Here is a 17,799-nt window from a genome sequence, read left to right as displayed (position 1 = left end):
CGTGCGGTGAGTGATCTGCTGGGGGTGGCCGTACTCGGGGCGGGCCACATGGGCGCCGACCACGTACGGCGGATCGGCGGAACGGTGGGCGGAGCCCGCGTGGTGGCGGTCGCGGACCCGGACTCGGAGCGGGCCGAGGCGGCGGTGGCGGGGCGCGCGGGGGTGTCCGTGCACCGGGAGGCGCAGGACGCGCTGCGTGCGCCCGGGGTGGAGGCGGTCCTGGTGGCCTCGCCGGAGGCGGCGCACGAGGAGGCCCTGTTGGCGGCCTGCGCGCGCGGCCTCCCGATCCTCTGCGAAAAGCCGCTGACCCCCGATTCGGCCTCGGCCCTCCGGGTCGTGGGGGCGGAGGCGCGCCTCGGTCGCCGACTGATCCAGGTGGGGTTCATGCGCCGGTACGACGCCGAGTACGCGGCGCTGAAGGCGCTCCTCGACTCGCGTGACCTGGGGCGGCCCCTGCTGCTGCACTGCCGCCACCGGAACGTGTCCTCGCCCGCTCACTTCACGTCGTCGATGCTGATCAGCAGCTCCGTCTCCCATGAGATCGACGCGACGCGGTGGCTGCTGGGGCAGGAGATCACCGCGGTGACGGTGATGCGCCCCGCACCGTCGGCGGGTGCCCCGGAGGGTCTGCTCGATCCGCAACTGGTGCTCTTCGAGACGTCCGGAGGCGCGGTCGTCGACGTGGAGATCTTCGTCAACAGCGGATTCGGCTACGAGGTGCGGTGCGAGGCGGTCTGCGAGCGGGGCAGCGCGCAGATCGGGGACGCGCACACGATGGTCGTCAGGACGCCGGGGCGGGCGTACGAGGACGTGGCGCAGGACTATCTGGTGCGGTTCGCCGACGCGTACGACCGGGAGGTGCGGGCGTGGGTGGCCGCCGCCCGGCGGGGCAGGGCCACCGGGCCGAGCGCGTGGGACGGATACGCGGCGGCGGCCGTCGCCGAGGCAGGGGTGGCCGCGCTGCGGACGGGTGCGCGGGTGTGCGTGGAGATGGCCGAGCGGCCCGCGTTGTACGGCTGAGGAGTCGGCCCTTGCCTCGGTCGTCCTCAGACGCCGCCGAGGAGGCGTGAGAGTCCTTGGTCGAGTTCGAGGCTCTCCTCCTCGCCGCCCGCGGGCACGACGGCGTACGACCGCACGAGGAACCGGCGCAGCACGATCTTGTCGAACTGCACCAGGGCAAGCCCTTGGTGCGAGTGGAACTCCAGGACCGTCCGGGCCCGCCCGCACGGCCAGATGTGCACGTCGCCGCTGCCCGCGGGCGCGCTCATCCCCTCCTCCAGGAGCTCACGGGCGAAGATCCAGGTGACCTCCGCGCCGTCGAGCGACGCCTGCGAGGGGAAGACCATCTGGATGGCCAGGGGGTCCTCCGCGGAGTAGCGCAGGACGACGGGCAGAGCGCGTTCGCGACCCTCGGGGGTGATGAGACGGGCACGTGCGGGCTGTTCGAGGGTGACGGCCATGAGCGGGGCTCCACTTCTGGTTCTTCTGCGCTCGGTATGCGGTTGCGGGGACTCCTGTGCCCTTATGACCCCTGGCGAAGGGGTGTTATTACGCCAACTTGTCGAGATATGCATGTGACCTGCGTCACTCGTCTTCCTTCGCCCAGAACCCTCACGCCCGCCCGTGTGCCCACCACAGACGAATGCACGCGTGTCCGCGGGAAACATGCACCCCACCCGCCCCCGATGGAGGATGGCCTCATGCTGCTCGCCCGGCTCGCCCACGTGTCCAAGGAAGTGGCCGCCACCTCGGCGCGGTCCCGGAAGATCGCGCTGCTCGCCGAGTTGTTCCGGGCCGCCGAGCCGGACGACGTGCCGATCGCCATTCCCTATCTCTCGGGGCGGCTGCCCCAGGGGCGGCTCGGCATCGGATGGAGCACGCTGAAGCACGCGGTGCCGCCCGCCGACGAGCCCACGCTGACGGTGCGCGGTGTGGACGAGGCGCTGACGGCGATCGGGGCGGTCGGCGGCGCGGGGGCACAGGGGGAACGGAAACGGCTGGTCGGCGCGTTGATGGGCGCGGCCACCGAGGACGAACAGCGGTTCCTGATCGGCCTCCTGACCGGCGAGGTCCGTCAGGGTGCCCTGGACGCCGTGGCGGTCGAGGGGCTCGCCGTGGCCACGGAGATCCCGGCGGACGCGGTACGGCGTGCGGTGATGCTCGCCGGGTCCGTGAGCCCCGTCGCCCAGGCGCTGCTCGCGGACGGCGCGGAGGCCCTGGACGAGTTCCGGCTGACCGTGGGCCGTCCGATCCTGCCGATGCTCGCGCACAGCGCCGGTTCGGTCGCGGAGGGCATCGACAAGCTGGGGGCGTGCGCGGTCGAGGAGAAGCTGGACGGCATCCGCGTGCAGGTGCACAGGGACGGGGACGACGTACGCGTCTACACCCGCACCCTGGACGACATCACCGACCGCCTGCCCGAGCTGACCGCGGCCGCGCTCGGCCTGGAGGGCTCGCGCTTCATCCTGGACGGCGAGGTCATCGCGCTGGACGCGGACGGGCGGCCCCGGCCGTTCCAGGAGGTCGCGGGGCGTGTCGGGTCCCGCGTCGACGTGTCGGCGGCGGCGGCCGGGCTGCCGCTCTCCCCCGTCTTCTTCGACGCACTCTCCGTGTCCGGGCGGGACCTTCTCGACCTGCCGTTCGGTGAGCGCCACGCGGCACTGGCGGAGCTGGTGCCCGAGCCCATGCGCGTGCGGCGCACGCTCGTCACCGACCCGGACGACGAGCGGCAGCGCGGTGAGGCCCAGGAGTTCTTCGAGGCGACGCTGGGGCGCGGCCACGAGGGTGTCGTGCTGAAGGGGCTCGACGCTCCCTACAGCGCGGGGCGCCGGGGCGCGTCCTGGCTGAAGCTCAAGCCCGTGCACACTCTGGACCTGGTGGTGCTCGCCGCCGAGTGGGGGCACGGCCGCCGCACCGGGAAGCTGTCCAACCTGCATCTGGGCGCGCGGCGACCCGACGGCACGTTCGCCATGCTGGGCAAGACCTTCAAGGGCATGACGGACGCCATGCTCGCCTGGCAGACCGAGCACCTGCAGGGCCTCGCGGTCGAGGAGAACGGCTACGTGGTGAAGGTGCGCCCCGAACTCGTCGTGGAGATCGCCTACGACGGCCTCCAGAAATCCACGCGCTACCCGGCGGGCGTCACCCTCCGCTTCGCCAGGGTCCTGCGCTACCGCGAGGACAAGTCCCCGGAGGAGGCGGACACCGTGGAGACGGTGTTGCGGAACGCTCCGGGCGGAGCCTGACGACCCCACTGGATGGATTTTGCCAATCCTTGGCCCCGATAGGGTGACAGGCCGGGGGAGATCCATCCATTACGCAAGGGGAGAAGCTGTGCCCGCCTCACGCCTCAGCCGTACGCCGCTTCCTGGCATCGGCATCCGGTACGACCTCACGACCCGAGAACAGCAGCGCCTCTCGGTGATCGCGCACCGGGACGGAGCACGGACGCTGAGCGCCTACCGGTCCGACGACCCGGACGAGTGCGCGCTGTCGACGCGACTGAGCTCCGGCGAGGCCGACGCGCTCATCGACGCCCTCATGCCCTCGCACCACAGCCCGACCCTCCTGCACACCACGGACCTGGGCCTGGTCGCCGAGCGCGTCCTGCTCTCGGCGACCTCGCACTGGAACGGCCGGCTCCTCGGCGAGACCCGGATGCGGACCGAGACGGGCGTGTCGATCGTGGCCGTCCTGCGCAGGGCCGACGCCATTCCGTCGCCCGCGCCCGACTTCCGCCTCGCGGGCGGGGACACGCTGATCGTCATCGGCACACGCGAAGGCGTCGAGACCGCCGCGACGATACTCGGGCGGGAGTGACCGCATGCATTCCGCTGTCTTTCTGATCGAGTTCGGCGCGATCATCCTCGCCCTCGGCCTGCTCGGCCGGTTCGCGGGCCGCTTCCAGTTCTCGCCGATCCCGCTGTACCTGCTCGCCGGACTCGCGTTCGGCGAGGGCGGACTGCTGCCGCTGGGTGCCAGCGAGGAGTTCGTCGCCATCGGCGCCGAGATCGGCGTCATCCTCCTGCTGCTGATGCTCGGCCTCGAATACACGGCCAACGACCTGGTCAGCAACCTCAAGACGCAGTACCCGGCCGGTCTGGTCGACTGCACCCTCAACGCGCTGCCAGGCGCCATCGCCGCGCTGCTCATGGGCTGGGGCCCGGTCGCCGCCGTGGTGCTCGCCGGCGTCACCTGGATCTCGTCGTCCGGCGTCATCGCCAAGGTCCTCGGCGACCTCGGCCGCCTCGGCAACCGCGAGACGCCCGTCATCCTCAGCGTGCTGGTCCTCGAAGACCTGGCGATGGCCGTCTATCTGCCCATCATCACCGCCCTGCTGGCGGGCGTCGGCCTGGCGGCCGGCAGCCTCACCCTCGCGATCGCGCTGGGCGCCGCCGGAATCGTCCTCTTCATCGCGGTGCGCTACGGACGGCTCATCTCGCGGTTCGTCTCCAGCGACGACCCCGAGAAGCTGCTCCTGGTGGTGCTTGGTCTGACCATCCTCGTCGCGGGGATCGCGCAGCAGCTCCAGGTGTCCGCCGCCGTCGGCGCGTTCCTGGTCGGCATCGCGCTGTCCGGTGAGGTCGCCGAGGGTGCGCACTCGCTGCTCGCGCCGCTGCGCGACCTCTTCGCGGCCGTCTTCTTCGTCTTCTTCGGGCTGCACACCGATCCGTCGAGCATCCCGCCGGTGCTGCTGCCCGCGCTCGCGCTCGCCGTCGTCACCGCCCTGACGAAGATCGCCACCGGTTACTGGGCGGCCCGCAGGGCGGGCGTCTCGGTCAAGGGCCGCTGGCGTGCGGGCGGTGCGCTGGTGGCGCGCGGCGAGTTCTCGATCGTCATCGCGGGACTCGCGGTCGCGGCGGGCATCGAGCCCTCGCTCGGGCCGCTGGCCACGGCGTACGTCCTGATCCTCGTGATCGTCGGACCGCTGACCGCCCGCTACACGCAGCCCATCGCGGGATACGTGGGCGGCGTGCTGGCACGGCGTCGCACGCCGGCCGCCGAGTCCGTCCAGGTTCCCGCTCCCCGGGACACGGCCGAGGCCCTGGACGGGCAGGACGCGGCCGACCGTTCGTAGGGTCGGCCGACGCCTTGCCGCGACGGGCGGCACACGGGGGACTCCTCCGCGTGCCGCCCGAGGCGTCGACCGGCTACCAGCCGATGCATCTGGGCCGGAAGGCCGCGTCGGCGGGGCCCTCCCGGTCCAGCGCGTTCAGCACCCACTGCGCGACGACGGGGTCCTTCGTCGCCTGATCGTGCATGAACGGGTCCAAGGGGCACCGGTCCTGCAGCACCACGTTCGTGACGTATTCCCCGGGACCGTTCAACAGGGCGCTGGTGTACGGGACGACCACCTCGTCGTACCGCGTGGTGACGACCGTGTAGTCGGGCCCGGCCGGTGCCTCTGTCCCTTCGTTGAGCTCGGCGAGGAGCTCGGACCCTGTCATCTGGTCGAGGCAGGCCGGGCAGGCGATGTCGCCGAGCGGCTTCGCCAGGGGGTTCGACGTGCCGTGGTTGGACGGCACGATGCCGATCAGGTCGTCGACCTTGTCCGCGCCGTCGAGAAACTTCACGTAGTAGCGGGGCATCATGCCGCCCTGGCTGTGCCCGACGAGGTCGACCTTCGCCGCCCCCGTGGCGGCGCGGACGGCCTCGACGAAGTCCTTGAGCTCCGCGGCGGACCGCGGGACCGGAGCGGTCGCCATCTTCCCGTAGTTGAACGCGAAGACGCAGTAGCCCGCTCTCTTCAGCTTGGGCGAGAGCGTGGCCCAGTTCTCCGCCATCAGTTTGAACGTGCCGTTGACCAGGACGACGGGCTGCGGGTGCGCCGCGTCCGGCTTGCAGGACCAGTCGTTGGCGCCGCGGGGCGGGACATCCAGGACCGAGGCGGGCGCGGAGGCGGGGGCTGAGGAGGCGTGGGCCGGGGCGGCGAGCGCTGCGCAGGCGAGGACGAGGGCGGCCGCGCCGGTCAGCAGGGACCGTACGGCGTGACGGAGATGCATCGGCGTTCCCAACGGTGAAGGGGGAGATGGAGAGATCGGCGACGAACGTCGTTCGACAATGCCGACCGTTGGACGAGATCATTTTCGATGCGCACAGGCTGCGTCAAGGGGGTTACCGACCGGTACGTATTTTTCGTGCGCGGAACGAAACCTTCCGATCCCGGGGCGGCACAAGGGCAGTTCGGGCAGTTCACGGACTCGCCTCCCGCAGGCCCACCCCGGCCTGGCACGATGCTCTCCATGACCACTGGGCCGGCGTTCCGCCTCGCACGAGCCGCGATGTTCGCGGCCGTGTGCGTGGTGACCACGGCCCTCGGTCACACGGTCATGTCCGGTGCCACGCTGCCCTGGTGGGCCGTGGGGTACGCGTTCACCGCGACCGTCGCCGCCGCGTGGTGGCTGACGGGGCGCGAGCGCGGGGCGGCCGCCGTCATCGGCGCGACGGTCGCGGCGCAGCTCTGTCTGCACGAACTGTTCGGCCTGGCGCAACGGATGGCCGGTCCGTCGGGCGGGGGCGCGCCGGCCGGCACACGGGGTCACCCCGACGACGGCATGAACCACCTGAACCATCCGATGCCCATGAACGCGCCGTCATCCAGCGGCGGTTCGGGCGGATCCGGCTCGCCCGCTCCCTTTTCCGCGCACTCCGCCGCCATGCCCGACGACGGCCTGTCCCACTGGGTCATGTCCGTCTTCGGGCACAGCGGCTCCGGCATGTTCCTGGCCCACGTCGTCGCCGCGCTGATCTGCGCCCTGTGGCTGTGGCGCGGCGAGGCCGCCGTCTTCCGTACGGGACGTGCGCTCGCCGCGGCCGTGTTCGTGCCGCTGCGGCTCGTCCTCGCGGTCGTCGTCGCGGCCCTTCCGCCGACGCCGTCGCACGTCGCCACGCGTGTGCCCGTGCCGCGGCTGCGCGGGGTCCTTCTCCAGCACGTCGTATCGCGCAGAGGTCCACCGGTCCTTCCGGTCAGTTCCTGACACCGCCCGCACCCCTCGGTGCCGGTCGGATCTTCGGCGTCCGCGCCGTTCTCAGAACTCCCTTCACCGAAGGACCTTTTGTGATGACACCTGCCCTTTTGCGGTCCCGGCCCGGCACCGACCCGACCCGCGACGAGCTGACCACGCAGTGGGCGCTCGCGGCCCGTGACGGCGACGCCCACGCGTTCGAGCAGTTCGTGCGGGCCACGCGCCGCGACGTCTGGCGCTTCGTCGCCCATCTCAGCGGTGACCTGCACGGCGCCGACGACCTGACCCAGGAGACGTACCTCCGTGCCCTGACCGCACTGCCCGGCTTCGCCGCGCGGTCGAGCGCCCGCACCTGGCTGCTCGCCATCGCGCGCCGGGTCGTCGCCGACCGCTTCCGCTCGGCGGCGGCCCGGCCCCGCATCGCCGACACCGGCGACTGGCAGGCGGCCGCGGAACGTGCGCAGCCGCATGGCCTGCCGGGCTTCGACGAGGGCGTGGCCCTGCTCGACCTCCTGGAGACCCTGGACGCCCCGCGCCGCGAGGCGTTCGTCCTGACGCAGCTCGCCGGGCTGCCGTACGCGGACGCGGCGGATGCCGTCGGCTGCCCGATCGGCACGGTGCGGTCACGCGTGGCGCGGGCCAGGGAACGGGTGAGCGAGCTGCTGCTCGCGGCGGACGACGCGGCATAGCGGCCCGTGCCGCGACCGGGGCGCTCTCCACGGGCGGGCCCCGGTCGCGGCCCCCGAGCAGGGCGTTTAGCGTGGTGCGGGGGTGTCTGGAGGGCGTCGCCATGGACCGTGGACCCATACCCACGCCGGAACCCGCGCCGGAGTCCGCTCCGGTGACCAGCCCACCCGCGCACCGTGCCGGAGCATCCGTGCCGCACACGGGAGGCGGGCGGCACGAACACCGCTGGCTGATCCTCGCGGTGATCGGCATCGCCCAGCTCATGGTGGTGCTCGACGCGACGATCGTGAACATCGCGCTGCCCTCGGCCCAGAGGGACCTGGGCTTCTCCGACGGCAACCGCCAGTGGGTCGTCACCGCGTACGCGCTCGCCTTCGGCTCCCTGCTGCTGCTCGGCGGGCGCATCGCCGACCTGGTGGGCCGCAAGGTCGTCTTCCTCGCCGGGCTCGCCGGGTTCGCGGTGGCGTCCGCGCTCGGCGGCGCGGCGACGAGCTTCTCGATGCTGGTGGCCGCCCGTGCGCTGCAGGGCGTGTTCGGCGCGCTGCTCGCGCCCGCGGCCCTGTCGCTGCTCACGACGACGTTCACCGATCCGCGGGAGCGTGCCAAGGCGTTCGGCATCTACGGCGCGATCGCGGGTGCGGGCGGCGCGGTGGGACTGCTGCTCGGCGGCGTCCTCACCGAGTACCTGAACTGGCGCTGGTGCCTGTACGTGAACCTCGCGTTCGCCCTGGTCGCCATGGTCGGCGGCGCTCGGCTGCTGCACGCGGGCGCTCCCCCGGACCGGCCCAAGCTCGACGTGCCGGGCACGGTGCTGGTGTCGGCGGGTCTCTTCTGCATCGTGTACGGCTTCTCCAACGCCGAGACGCACGCCTGGAGTGATGTGTTGACCTGGGGGTTCCTGGTCGTCGGCGCGGTGCTCCTGGTGGCGTTCGCGTGGTGGCAGACGCGTGCCGCGCATCCCCTGCTGCCGTTGCGGGTCGTCCTCGACCGCGACCGCGGGGCGTCGTTCCTGGCGATGTTCATCTCGGGCGCCGGCATGTTCGGCGTGTTCCTGTTCCTGACGTACTACTTGCAGCAGATCCTCGCGTACACGCCCGTCAAGACGGGCCTGGCCTTCCTGCCCATGGTGGCGGTGATGGTGGTGGCCTCGGTGGTAACCACCAACAACCTGGTGCCGCGGGTGGGCGCGAAGCCGATCGTGCCGCTGGGCATGGGGCTCTCGGCGGCCGGTATGGCCTGGCTCACCGCCCTGGACGTGACCAGCGGTTACGCCGCGCACGTCCTGCCGCCGCTGCTGGTCGCCGGGCTCGGTCTCGGTCTGATCTTCGCGCCGGCGATGAGCATGGCGACGGCCGGTGTCGCGGCGCACGACGCGGGCGTGGCCTCGGCGATGGTCAACACCAGCCAGCAGGTGGGCGGTTCCATCGGCACGGCCCTGCTGAACACCCTCGCGACGACGGCCGCCTCGAACTACCTGGTGGGCAGGAAGCCGAGCCCCGAGGTGGAGGCGCAGGCGGCGATGCAGTCGTACTCGACCGCGTACTGGTGGTCGGCCCTCTTCTTCGCGATCGGCCTCGTCGTTACCGTGATCCTGTATCGCAGAGGGGCGCCGAGACCGACGGAGACGGGCGACGGCGCGGTCCACATGTAGGGCGGAGGCGCGATGGGTTCGGGCCCTGGCACGGAGCAGGCGGGCGGCGGGGTCGCCCTCGCCTCGGCCCGCGGCCGCTGGGTGCTGTTGTGCGCGGTGCTCGCGTCGGGCATGGCATTGCTGGACGGCACGGTCGTGAACGTCGCCCTCCCGACACTCGGCAAGGACCTCGGCGCGTCCCTCTCCGCCCTGCAATGGGTCGTCAACGCCTATATGCTCACGCTCTCCGCGCTGCTGCTCCTCGGCGGGGCGCTCGGCGACCGCATCGGGCGACGGCGCACGCTCGTGATCGGTGTGGTGTGGTTCGCGGCGGCCTCCGCGCTGTGCGGGCTCGCGCAGGACGCCGGGACGCTCATCGCGGCCCGTGCGCTCCAGGGCGTCGGCGGGGCGCTGCTGACGCCGGGTTCGCTGGCGCTGGTGCGCGCCTCGTACCGCCCGGACGACCAGGGCCGCGCGGTGGGCGCGTGGTCGGGGCTCGGCGGGGTGGCCGGGGCGGTCGGGCCGTTCCTTGGCGGCTGGCTCATCGACGGGCCCGGCTGGCGGTGGATCTTCCTGATCAACGTGCCGCTGGCGGCGCTGGTCCTCGTCGCGGTGCGGCACGTGCCGGAGAGCCGCGACGAGGCGGCGGCGCGGCAGCCGTTCGACGTGCCGGGCGCGTGCCTCGCCGCACTGTTCCTCGCGGGCGTCAGCTTCGCGCTGATCGGTGCGTCCGGGGACGCGTCGGCGGCCGGGGTGCTCCTGCCCGCGGTGCTCGGTCTCGCGGCCGGAGCGGTCTTCGTCCTGGTCGAACACCGCGTACGGAACCCGATGCTGCCGCTCGAACTGTTCCGCTCCCGGCTGTTCTCCGCGGCGAACGTGATGACGCTCTGCCTGTACGCGGCCATCGGCGGCATCCTGTTCATGCTGCCGGTGCAGTTGCAGACGACACTCGGCTACGACGCGTTGCAGGCGGGCACGGCGACGCTGCCGATCACCGTCCTGATGCTGCTCCTGTCCGCGTCGGCGGGCGACCTGGCACGGCGCCTCGGCCCGCGGCTCCCGCTCGTCGCGGGGCCGTTGGTGGCGGCCGCGGGGGTGCTCCTGATGCTGCGGGTACGGCCCGGCGCGGCGTACGTCACCGACGTCCTGCCCGCGGTGGTCGTCCTCGGCCTCGGCATGAGCCTCTTCGTGGCCCCGCTCACGGCGACCGTGCTGGCCTCGGTCGACGCGAGCCGCGCGGGGCTCGCCAGCGGCGTCAACAACACGGCGGCGCGCATCGCGCAGCTGCTGGTCGTCGCCGGGCTGCCGCTCGCGGTCGGCCTGTCGGGCACGGCGTACGCGGATCCGGACGCGATGAACGCGTCCTTCGGTGAGGCGGCGGTGGGCTGCGCGGCGCTGTTCGCCCTCGCGGCGGTCGCGGCCGCGGTGTTCGTCCGACCGGGCCGGACGGCGGCCTGGCACGAGGCGCAGGGCAGCGAGCCGCAGTGCAGGACGTGCTGCGGGGTCGAGGCTCCACCGCTGGAGCCCGGCGGGGAACGCGGACAACGGTGACGCTCCCGTGCACACGCGACCGGGCGGCGCGCCGGCGAAGGCGCACCGCCCGGTGCCTGGCGTCAGGGTCCCGCAGGTTCCGTCAGGTTCCGTCCCCGCGGGACACGGCTACGGATTTCAGTAGCTGTCGGCCATCCGCTTGAAGGCGGCCTTGGTCCCCGGCCCGGCGATCCCGTCGATCTCGCCCCGGTATTTCCAGTGCTTCTTCAGGTTGCGCTGCAACGCCTTGATCGTGTTGGGACCGACGACACCGTCGATGCGGTCGTTGTAGTCCCAGTGCTTCTCGAGGAAGCGCTGCATCGCCTTCCAGCTCTCGGTGCCGAGCTTTCCGTCGATGGAACCGTTGTAGCCGTACCCCCGCAGGCCGCCCTGGAGCTTCTTCGCCTGGGTGGTGCTCAGCCCGAGATTGTTCACCGCGAGCGGGGTGACCGCCTCGCTGCTCACCGTGGTCTTCGCGGCCGGCGCGTCCGCGGCGAAGGCGGCGCCCGCGCCCGCCACGCCACCGGCGGCGATGGCGACGGCAGCGGTGACGCTCACGAGCGTCCTCGTAGCAATGGTGGGTCGCATCCTGTTCCCCCTGGAGGTTGTTGACGTCGTGCGTGGAGTGACGCCGGCGGTGGTCGACCCGCCCGCGTCGGTGCACGGCCAGAAAGCTATCCCCGGGGCGCTCCCTCCTTCATCAACCCGCGAGTTGACATCGGCTCAACCGGGAGTTGACGGTCGTCTCCATCCACCGCGGTAGTGGCCACAGACGTACAACCACCGCGGTACCCGGCAGGTGATCGCTACGGTTCGGACCGCCGTACGAACAGCGTCACCGACACGGTCGCCTCGAACCCGTTGCTCCGCATCAGCGCCGCCGACGCCGTGTTGCGGGACTCGACGTCGGTGACGACGGCGCTCGCACCCGCCTCCGTGAGCGTCGCGCAGCAGGCCTTCACGAGGCGGCTCGCGATGCCCTTCCCCTGATACTCGGGAGCGCTCGCGATCCACTCCAGGTTGCCCCAGTCGGTGCGCTGGTCGAAGCCCATCGAGCCGAGGACGTATCCGGCGAGACGGTCTCCGGCGAGCGCGACCCAGCAGGCGGACGCCTCGCCGTCCATGTGCCGGGCGACGGCGGAGAGGGACCAGGAGGTGTACGGCTTCACCGAGGTGTCGTAGACGCGGCGGCCCAGCGCGAGCACGTCGGCCAGATGGGTGGCCCGCATCGGTTCGAGGACGATCTCCGGTTCGCGCTCCGGCGCGGTGGGGCTGGTCATGGGGCCTCCCAGGGGCGGTGCGGCGCCGGGGCCGCAGCTGCGTGCCTCCCCACGCTATGAGGCGGCGGGGGTGCGCGCATGCCGACGGCCACCCGAGCCGCGGCAGAGGCCCGTCTCCTGGGCGGCGAACGAAACGCCGACCGCGACGCGCCGGTCGGGCGCTCCCCCGCTCCTCGCGCGCCAACTCGCCCATGGATATGAGACTTTGATCGGTTGGACGTGTGTCCGAGGCACCCCTCCGGAACCCTTATCGTGGACGGCATGTCCGTTCCTGAGCTCATCCGCATCGTCTCCCGCTCCTCCCCCATGGCCCTCGCCCAGGTGGAGCGCGTCCGCACCGAACTCGCCGAACTGCACCCCGGCATCCGTACCGAGGTCGTGCCGGTCACCACCTCGGGGGACCGCTGGATGGGCGATCTCGCGGCGCTCGGCGGCAAGGGGGCGTTCACCAAGGAGGTCGACGCGGCGCTGCTCGCCGGTGAGGCGGACCTCGCGGTGCACTGCGTCAAGGACGTACCCGCGGACCGGCCGCTCCCCGCGGGCACCACGTTCGCGGCCTTCCTCAAGCGGGACGACATCAGGGACGCGCTCATCCACCCGGGCGGGCTCACCCTCGACGAGCTGCCCGCCGGCACCCGCATCGGCACGTCGTCGGTACGTCGCGTGGCACAACTGGCCGCTTCGCAACCGGAGTTGGAGTGCGTTCCGATGCGCGGAAACGCGGGCCGCCGCCTCGAGAAGCTCGCGGCCGGTGACGCCGACGCGCTGCTGCTCGCCCAGTCGGGCCTCGACCGCATCGGCCGCCCCGAGCTGGCCAGCGAGATCCTGCCGGTGGAGACGATGTGCCCGCCGATCGGTGCGGGCATCCTCGCCCTGCAGTGCCGTGAGGACGACACCGCGACCATCGACGCCGTGTCGGATCTCGGCGACAAGGACGCCTGGCGCGAGGCGACCGCGGAGCGCATGTTCCTGCACGTCCTGCAGGGGCACTGCAATTCGCCGATCGCCGGGTACGCACGTTCGGAGCGGGGCGGCGACCTGTCGCTGCGCGCCTGCGTGTTCACGCCCGACGGCAAGACGGTGCTGAACGCCCACGAGTGGGCGGGCCCGCTCGACCCCGCGACGCTCGGCACGTCCGTCGCCGTGGCGCTGCTCCGGCAGGGCGCGCGCGAGCTGATCGACGGCATCGCCCACTGAACGGCGCCGCCCACGGACGCGACGCCGCCCGACGGGTATGGCCCCGCCTCTCGCCGCGTATGCCCGCCGCGCGATGAGACGATGGACAACTCCGGGACGCGCCGCGGGTCCTCTGGACGGGCGATTCCATCGCGGGCGCCGAGGCCCCGGCGCTCGGCGTGCCCCTGTGGACCGGCGCCGTCCCCTTCAAGTCGATGGCTGCCGACGGCGGTGACGTCGTCGGCGAGGTGGCCGAGCGGCCCTGGTCCCGCTGGCGCTCATGGGCGGCCCTGGCCCTGGCCTGCGAGTGGGGCCTCTACGGTCTGCGCGCCACCACCCGCCCGACCCATCGGCATCCGTTTCCACGAGAACCTCGGCCGTCCCCCGGTGGACCGTGCGGTGCGACGCCGACGGCAACGTGCCTCCGCTCACGAACGTGCCTCCGCTCACGAAGGACGCGCCGCGGTGACGACTACGGCGCCGCGCCGGTGTTCTTCCGCTGGTTGGCGTTGGCGTTGGCGTTGAAGCGCGCCTTTTTCTGGCGGTTCCCGCACGTGTTCATGTCACACCATTTGCGGGTGCGGCTCTGACTGGTGTCGAAGAAGGCGGCGCGGCAGGTCGGTGACGCGCACAGGGCCAGTTTTCCGTCGCGTTCGCCCGCGATGACGCTGATCGCGTCAGCGGCGATCACGCTGAGGGCGTCCTCCACGCAGGATGTCGAGCCGAGCCGCCAGCGCCGCTCGCCCTCGGCCGTCAGAACGGCGGCGGCCCGTCCCTGGGCGCTGCGGTCGTTGATGACCTGAACGGCGGCCGCGGGGAGAGCTTCCTGGAGCGCGGCAGCCGTCGCGGCGGCGTGGATCGACTCCCTCAGCTCACGGGCGAGGTCGAGCTGGGCGGCGGTGCAGGAGTCCACGGCGAGGCCGCTCACCGCGAGCCAGTCGACGAGTCGGCGCGGCACGGGAATGCGCTCCACCGGGTCGCCCTGACGCTCCGTGAGGGTTGCCGTGAAGCTGGTGGCCAGCACCTTGCCGAGGCGGAAGGCGGGGAACTCAGCGCGCATGGAACCACCTTAGCGGGTTGCGGCACGGCTCCGAGTACTGCTAGAACCGGCTTAGCCGGTTCGCGTTGGAGCGCGGTCGGTCCGCGACGGCCAGGAGGTCTTATGTCCCGTCCCGCCACCGACGGCGTACGAGCGGACGTGCACGCGTTTCAAGCCCGCGCGACCGACGCCGAGCTCGACGACCTGCGCGCGCGGCTGGCCGCGGCGCGGCTCCCCGAGGCCGAGACGGTCCATGGCGCCGCACCCGGCCCGCGCCGCTGGGATCAGGGCGTTCCGCTCGCCGACCTCGTCGAAGTCGTCGACTACTGGCGCACCGAGTACGACTGGCGGGCATTCGAGGAGCGCCTCGACCGGATCGGCCAGTTCCGCACGACCGTCGACGGCCTGGGCATCCACTTCCTGCACCGCCGGTCCCCGCACACGGACGCCACTCCCCTGCTGATGACGCACGGCTGGCCGGGCAGCGTCGCCGAGTTCGTCGACGTGGTGGACGAACTGGCGGATCCGGGCGACGCGACCGCGCCGGCGTTCCACGTCGTGGTCCCGTCGCTCCCGGGCTTCGGTTACAGCGACAAGCCGGCCACCACCGGCTGGGGCACCGAGAAGATCGCCGCCGCGTGGGTGGAGCTGATGCGAAGGCTCGGCCACGACAGGTTCCTGGCCCACGGCGGTGACTGGGGCGGCAACATCACCACGGTCCTCGGCGGCAGGTTCCCGGCGCACGTCCTCGGCGTCCACACGCTGTTCGCGGAGGCGCCGCCCGGTCTGACGACGGAGGGGCTGACGGAGACCGAGCGCGCGTGGACGGAGGAGACCCGCGACTTCTGGCGTCACCGCGCGGCGTACGCGAAGCAGCAGGCGACCCGGCCGCAGACCGTCGGCTACGCGCTCGTCGACTCACCGGTCGGGCTCCTCGCCTGGATCCTCGACAAGTTCGCCGAATGGACGGACACCGAGGACAGCCCGTTCGAGACGCTTTCCCTGGACAGGGTCCTCGACGACGTCACCCTGTACTGGCTGACGCGGACCGGCGCGTCGGCGGCCCGCATCTATTACGAGAGCCACAACTCCCTCGACCCCGGACTCCGGGTGGACGTCCCGTCGGCCATCACGATGTATCCGCGCGACATCGAGAAGACGCCGCGCCCCTGGGCCCAGAAGCGGTACCGGAAGATCGTGCGGTGGAACGCGCCCGAACGCGGGGGTCACTTTCCGTCGTTGGAGATGCCCGAGTACTTCGTCGCGGACCTGCGGGCGGGTCTCGCGGCGGTACTGGCGGCATGTGACGGGTGACGTCCCGGCATCACCGCATGGTCAGGCCGCGCTCTTCTTGCCGCCGCGGCGGCCCGCGCGGGACAGAGCGTCGATGAGGTCGTCCCTGTTCATCTTGGAGCGGCCCTCGATGTTCTCATCCGTGGCTCGTTGGTAGAGCTCGGCCTTGCTCAGCTCCTGCAGCTCGCTCTTGGTCGCGGCCTTGCTCTTGGTCGCGGCTTTGTTGTCCTTACCGGTCTTGGCGCTCTTGCCGCTCCTGCCGTCCTTGCCGTCCTTGCCGCCCCGGGCGCGGTCGAGGCTGCCCTGAAGGACTTCCATCAGGTCGACGACGTTGGTGGCCTCCGGCGCCTCCTCGGCGGCCGTGATCTCCTGCCCCTCCGCCTTCGCGCGCACCAGCTCCCGCACCTTCTCCTGATACGTGTCGTGGTACTTGGCCGGCTCCCACGGCGCGTCCAACGCGTGGATCAGCTGGATCGCCATGTCCCGCTCCTTGCCCTTGCCCGCCCGCGCCGAGGGCAGCTCGGGGAGCTCGTGTCCCGGGTCGCGGACCTCGTCCGCCCAGTGCAGGGTCTGCAGCACGAGCACCTTGTCGTCGGCGCGCAGCGCGGTCAGATACTGCTTGCCGCGCATCACGAACGTCGCGATGCCCGCCTTGCCGACCTCCGCGAGCGCCTCCCTCAGCAGCCCGTACACCTTGGTGTGGTCCTTGCCGCGGGGAGCGATGTAGTACGTGCGGTCGAAGTAGACCGGATCGATCTCGTCCAGGTCGACGAAGTCGCTGATGTCGATGGTCCGTGACCGGCCCGGCGCCACCTCGTCCAGCTCGTCGGGCTCGATGACGACGTACTCGCCCTCGGCGGCCTCGTACCCCTTGACGATGTCGTCGGTCCGCACTTCCTTGCCGGTGCGTTCGTTGACGCGCCGGTTGCGGATCCGGTCGGAGGTGCCGCGCTGGAGCTGGTGGAAGTGGACCGTGTGGTTCTCGACGGCGGTGTACAGGCCGACCGGCACACTGACCAGCCCGAAGGTGATCACGCCGGTCCAGATCGCGCGTGCCATGTACGCCCACTCCCGTCGCCGTACCCAACTGATCCCTGCTGGCCCCGACTGATCACAACTGATCCCTGCCGGTCCCTACCGGTTCCTCGCGACCACGCTGGCACTCCCCGGCGCGTGCCGCGCGCTGGGCGCGTCCGAGCGGCGGAGACGGCGCGCGACGGGGGAACGTCGCAGCTAGTCGAGTTCTTCGCGGAGGCGTTCCGACTCCTCCGCGGCCTTCCGCGCCGCCTGTTCGGCCTCCGCCACGGCGTCCGCTGCCGCGCGGCCCCGCTTCTCGGCCTCTTTCTGCTCGCGCTCGGCGTCCTTCTGGTCCCGCCGGGCCCGCTGGAGCTCGTCCTCCGCGTCGGAGACCCGACGGCGGGCCTGATCGTGCCGGTCGCGTGCCTGCCGGAGCGAGGCGTCGGCCTCTTCTTGCTCGGCGCGCCGCTCTCCGAGCCGCCGATCCGCCGCTTCGGCCGCCTCGCGGGCCTCCCTGGCGCGCTTCTCCTGCTTCTGGCGGCGACGCTCGGCGAGTTCGTCCTTGAGTTCCTCCTCGGGGCCCGAGCGCTCGCGCGGCGTTCGTCTCACCGCGGTGGCCGCTGCCCGCGCCTTTGGTGCAGCGTCCGTGCCGGACGGGAAGTCCGAGGGCGGGGTGAGCGTGCTCTCCAGGCGGCCGGTCGCCCACTGGTCCGCTGCCTCCTCGTCCGCGAGTACCGCGCGCAGGGTGGATGCGACGTCCTGCTGCGCCGCGTCCGACAGCCGGTGGCCGGCGTCCCTGGCGAGCGTGGCGGCCTGCCGGGAGAGGGCAGAGACGACGCTGGTGCGCTGTCCGGACAGTTCCTTGATCTCCGCGGCGTCCAGGGTCCGGTACGCCTCGCGCAGTTCCCGCCCGAGCTCCAGGAACCGGCGGCTCTCGGTCGGCTGCGAGTGCAGCAGCAGGTTCGCCGCCCACGCCGCGAGGGTGGGGCGGCGGGCGGCACGGATCCGCCGGGCGTCCTCCGCGCGCCCGTCCGTCCTGGCCCGGGCGGCGAGTTCTTCGCGGCGGGAGACGAACTGGGGCGGCGCCGTGGCGTAGAGCTCGTCGAGAAGTCTCTCCACGTCGCGTTCCTGGCTGCTGTCCCGTCCATCCTTGCGCGGCATCAACTACAGAGTCCCCCGGAC

17 protein-coding genes are annotated in these 17,799 nt (G+C 72.0%); 10 read left to right on the top strand and 7 right to left on the bottom strand.

Going from position 1 to position 17,799, the window contains the following annotated elements; genetic code table 11:
• Window positions 1-6 precede the first annotated feature (6 nt).
• On the top strand, window positions 7-1,020 hold the full coding sequence (locus tag DEJ47_RS35565) for a Gfo/Idh/MocA family protein (RefSeq protein ID WP_150175231.1): 1,014 nt from the start codon (window positions 7-9) through the stop codon (window positions 1,018-1,020).
• 26 nt (window positions 1,021-1,046) lie between these two features.
• On the opposite strand, the gene DEJ47_RS35560 is transcribed toward DEJ47_RS35565, so the two are convergent.
• Entirely contained in the window at window positions 1,047-1,460 is a 414-nt protein-coding gene (locus DEJ47_RS35560; protein WP_150175230.1) for an SsgA family sporulation/cell division regulator, read from the bottom strand.
• Window positions 1,461-1,700: 240 nt separating this feature from the next.
• Between DEJ47_RS35560 and DEJ47_RS35555 the strand changes: the two genes are divergently transcribed.
• From DEJ47_RS35555 to DEJ47_RS35545, 3 genes are all read left to right on the top strand, one after another.
• Window positions 1,701-3,245, top strand: a complete 1,545-nt coding sequence (locus tag DEJ47_RS35555; protein ID WP_150176102.1) for an ATP-dependent DNA ligase — start codon at window positions 1,701-1,703, stop codon at window positions 3,243-3,245.
• Window positions 3,246-3,333: 88 nt separating this feature from the next.
• Window positions 3,334-3,819 carry a cation:proton antiporter regulatory subunit gene (locus tag DEJ47_RS35550; protein WP_150175229.1) on the top strand — a complete coding sequence of 162 codons (486 nt, stop codon included), beginning with the start codon at window positions 3,334-3,336 and terminating at the stop codon, window positions 3,817-3,819.
• Between the two features lie 4 nt (window positions 3,820-3,823).
• Window positions 3,824-5,077 (top strand): cation:proton antiporter, encoded by a 1,254-nt coding sequence (locus DEJ47_RS35545; RefSeq protein WP_223828643.1) that lies wholly within the window; start codon window positions 3,824-3,826, stop codon window positions 5,075-5,077.
• A gap of 73 nt (window positions 5,078-5,150) precedes the next feature.
• Here DEJ47_RS35545 and DEJ47_RS35540 read toward each other — a convergent pair whose 3' ends face one another.
• On the bottom strand, window positions 5,151-6,002 hold the full coding sequence (locus DEJ47_RS35540; protein ID WP_150175228.1) for an alpha/beta fold hydrolase: 852 nt from the start codon (window positions 6,000-6,002) through the stop codon (window positions 5,151-5,153).
• Between the two features lie 240 nt (window positions 6,003-6,242).
• Here DEJ47_RS35540 and DEJ47_RS35535 point away from each other — a divergent pair, with 240 nt between their 5' ends.
• The 4 genes from DEJ47_RS35535 (at window position 6,243) to DEJ47_RS35520 (ending at window position 10,833) form a co-directional block, all read left to right on the top strand.
• Window positions 6,243-6,977, top strand: a complete 735-nt coding sequence (locus DEJ47_RS35535) for a hypothetical protein (protein WP_150175227.1) — start codon at window positions 6,243-6,245, stop codon at window positions 6,975-6,977.
• Between the two features lie 83 nt (window positions 6,978-7,060).
• Window positions 7,061-7,654, top strand: a complete 594-nt coding sequence (locus tag DEJ47_RS35530; RefSeq protein ID WP_150175226.1) for a sigma-70 family RNA polymerase sigma factor — start codon at window positions 7,061-7,063, stop codon at window positions 7,652-7,654.
• Between the two features lie 101 nt (window positions 7,655-7,755).
• Window positions 7,756-9,303 carry an MFS transporter gene (locus tag DEJ47_RS35525; RefSeq protein ID WP_150175225.1) on the top strand — a complete coding sequence of 516 codons (1,548 nt, stop codon included), beginning with the start codon at window positions 7,756-7,758 and terminating at the stop codon, window positions 9,301-9,303.
• Between the two features lie 12 nt (window positions 9,304-9,315).
• Entirely contained in the window at window positions 9,316-10,833 is a 1,518-nt protein-coding gene (locus DEJ47_RS35520; protein ID WP_150175224.1) for a DHA2 family efflux MFS transporter permease subunit, read from the top strand.
• A gap of 117 nt (window positions 10,834-10,950) precedes the next feature.
• Here DEJ47_RS35520 and DEJ47_RS35515 read toward each other — a convergent pair whose 3' ends face one another.
• Together DEJ47_RS35515 and DEJ47_RS35510 are read right to left on the bottom strand one after the other, a co-directional pair.
• Window positions 10,951-11,400, bottom strand: a complete 450-nt coding sequence (locus DEJ47_RS35515; RefSeq protein ID WP_150175223.1) for a peptidoglycan-binding domain-containing protein — start codon at window positions 11,398-11,400, stop codon at window positions 10,951-10,953.
• A 218-nt stretch (window positions 11,401-11,618) separates the two neighbouring features.
• Window positions 11,619-12,092: a GNAT family N-acetyltransferase gene (locus DEJ47_RS35510; RefSeq protein WP_150175222.1), complete on the bottom strand. Its 474-nt coding sequence runs from the start codon at window positions 12,090-12,092 to the stop codon at window positions 11,619-11,621.
• 261 nt (window positions 12,093-12,353) lie between these two features.
• On the opposite strand from DEJ47_RS35510, the gene hemC reads away from it, so the two are divergent.
• Window positions 12,354-13,289 (top strand): hydroxymethylbilane synthase, encoded by a 936-nt coding sequence (gene hemC / locus DEJ47_RS35505; RefSeq protein ID WP_150175221.1) that lies wholly within the window; start codon window positions 12,354-12,356, stop codon window positions 13,287-13,289.
• A 451-nt stretch (window positions 13,290-13,740) separates the two neighbouring features.
• Here the strand turns inward: hemC and DEJ47_RS35500 are convergent, their stop codons facing one another.
• Window positions 13,741-14,328, bottom strand: a complete 588-nt coding sequence (locus DEJ47_RS35500) for a CGNR zinc finger domain-containing protein (protein ID WP_150175220.1) — start codon at window positions 14,326-14,328, stop codon at window positions 13,741-13,743.
• Window positions 14,329-14,430: 102 nt separating this feature from the next.
• Between DEJ47_RS35500 and DEJ47_RS35495 the strand changes: the two genes are divergently transcribed.
• Entirely contained in the window at window positions 14,431-15,621 is a 1,191-nt protein-coding gene (locus tag DEJ47_RS35495; RefSeq protein ID WP_150175219.1) for an epoxide hydrolase family protein, read from the top strand.
• Between the two features lie 21 nt (window positions 15,622-15,642).
• Here DEJ47_RS35495 and DEJ47_RS35490 read toward each other — a convergent pair whose 3' ends face one another.
• Both DEJ47_RS35490 and DEJ47_RS35485 read right to left on the bottom strand, forming a co-directional pair.
• Window positions 15,643-16,659, bottom strand: coding sequence for a Ku protein (locus DEJ47_RS35490; protein WP_150175218.1), 1,017 nt, complete (start codon window positions 16,657-16,659; stop codon window positions 15,643-15,645).
• 174 nt (window positions 16,660-16,833) lie between these two features.
• On the bottom strand, window positions 16,834-17,778 hold the full coding sequence (locus DEJ47_RS35485) for a hypothetical protein (protein ID WP_150175217.1): 945 nt from the start codon (window positions 17,776-17,778) through the stop codon (window positions 16,834-16,836).
• Window positions 17,779-17,799 lie beyond the last annotated feature (21 nt).

It is taken from the genome of Streptomyces venezuelae, from assembly GCF_008642355.1.
Lineage (GTDB): Bacteria > Actinomycetota > Actinomycetes > Streptomycetales > Streptomycetaceae > Streptomyces > Streptomyces venezuelae_B.
Note: the sequence above shows the minus strand (reverse complement) of the source record. Positions and strands in the feature narration are given on the sequence as shown.